1 pseudogene is annotated in these 239 nt (G+C 66.5%); it reads right to left on the bottom strand.

Annotated elements, in window-relative coordinates:
* Positions 1 to 239: pseudogene (gene argS, locus ACQG3P_RS22920) on the bottom strand (arginine--tRNA ligase); the annotation flags it as partial.

The following is a 239-nucleotide window of genomic DNA, read 5'->3' as shown; positions in this document are numbered from 1 at the left end:
TGTATGGCCAGCGGCCTTGAGCTGGGCCACGGTCTCTTCGACCTTGCCGTCCTTGTACAGCGAGCTCTCCTGGAAGTAGATGTCGAAATCCCCTCCGAAGGCGGCCAGGTCCTGGTTCTGCTCGTTGCGCAGGTAGGCCACGGCGAAGCGGCGGATCGCATCCAGGTGGACCGGGTCGCGCTCGCCCACCACCGCATGGCCTTCCAGCTCCACGGTGGCGCCGGCCAGGTAGGCCTTGG

This window comes from Stenotrophomonas sp. SrG (assembly GCF_050031795.1).
Lineage (GTDB): Bacteria > Pseudomonadota > Gammaproteobacteria > Xanthomonadales > Xanthomonadaceae > Stenotrophomonas > Stenotrophomonas rhizophila_A.
This window is presented reverse-complemented; position numbering and strand designations above follow the sequence as displayed.